The sequence below is a fragment of the Paraburkholderia sp. SIMBA_054 genome (genome assembly GCF_046534875.1).
Taxonomy (GTDB): Bacteria; Pseudomonadota; Gammaproteobacteria; order Burkholderiales; family Burkholderiaceae; genus Paraburkholderia; species Paraburkholderia hospita.
The window spans coordinates 1-235 of sequence record NZ_JAWRXV010001747.1 but is presented as its reverse complement, the minus strand read 5'-3'; the positions used below and the strand labels follow the sequence as shown (position 1 = coordinate 235).

General features: G+C 50.6%; 1 protein-coding gene. It reads right to left on the bottom strand.

The window, feature by feature from the left end:
- Positions 1 to 182: response regulator (locus SB822_RS61085; RefSeq protein WP_410859656.1), on the bottom strand; the 182-nt coding region annotated here is incomplete at its 3' end.
- Positions 183 to 235 lie beyond the last annotated feature (53 nt).

Below are 235 nucleotides of genomic sequence, written 5' to 3'. Positions count from 1 at the left end.
CTGATGCGCGGCATCTGGATATCGAGAAACAGCACATCCGGGCGCAGTTTATGCACCGCGCCGATCCCTTCCACGGCGTTTGAACACTGTCCAACGATTTCAATATCGCTCTGCTCCTGCAAAAATACACGCAGGTTCTCCCGTGCTAACGGTTCATCATCGACAATTAAGACTTTAATCATGCCTCGTCCCTCCATGGTAGTCGTAACGTTATTCGGGTGTAACTATCAGGCTC